The 584-nt window shown below is 64.7% G+C and carries 1 protein-coding gene; it reads right to left on the bottom strand.

Annotated elements, in window-relative coordinates; all coding sequences use genetic code 11:
• Nucleotides 1-584, bottom strand: a 584-nt coding sequence (locus AACH06_RS30135; protein WP_341429530.1) for a branched-chain amino acid ABC transporter substrate-binding protein, incomplete at both ends; no start/stop codon positions are given.

Here is a 584-nt window from a genome sequence, read left to right as displayed (position 1 = left end):
ACCTTCGGGTCGGCCGAGCCGGCCTTGACCATGGCGTCGACCATCACCATCGTGGCGTCATAGACGTACGGGGCGTAGATCTGCACATCGGCGTTGAACTTCTTCTTGAAGTCGACCTTGAACTTGTCCATGGCCGTCTTCTGGGCGCCTTCGACGCCACCGGCTTCGGCGCACACCACTTGGCCATCGGCCATGGCGCCCGCCGCCAGCTTGGGCAGCTCGCCCGAGCAGATGCCGTCGCCGCCCATGAACTTGGCGGTGATGCCCAGCTGCTTCATCTGGCGGATCATCGGGCCGGCCACCGCGTCCATGCCGCCGTAGAACACGACGTCAGGCTTGGCGGCCTTGATGCTGGTCAGGATGGCGGTGAAGTCGGTCGCCTTGTCGTTGGTGAACTCACGCTTGGCGATCGCGCCGCCAGCGCCCTTGACACCCTTTTCGAACTCGTCGGCCACGCCTTGGCCGTAGGCGGTGCGGTCGTCGATCACCGCGATCGTCTTGCCCTTGAGTTCGGTCACGGCGTACTTGCCCAGCGTGCCACCCAGGTGCACGTCGTCAGCCACGACGCGGAAGGTGGTCTTGAA

The organism is Ideonella lacteola, assembly GCF_038066555.1.
GTDB lineage: Bacteria > Pseudomonadota > Gammaproteobacteria > Burkholderiales > Burkholderiaceae_C > Ideonella > Ideonella lacteola.
The sequence above is the reverse complement of the archived record's forward strand: the minus strand, read 5'-3'. Positions and strand labels throughout refer to the sequence as shown.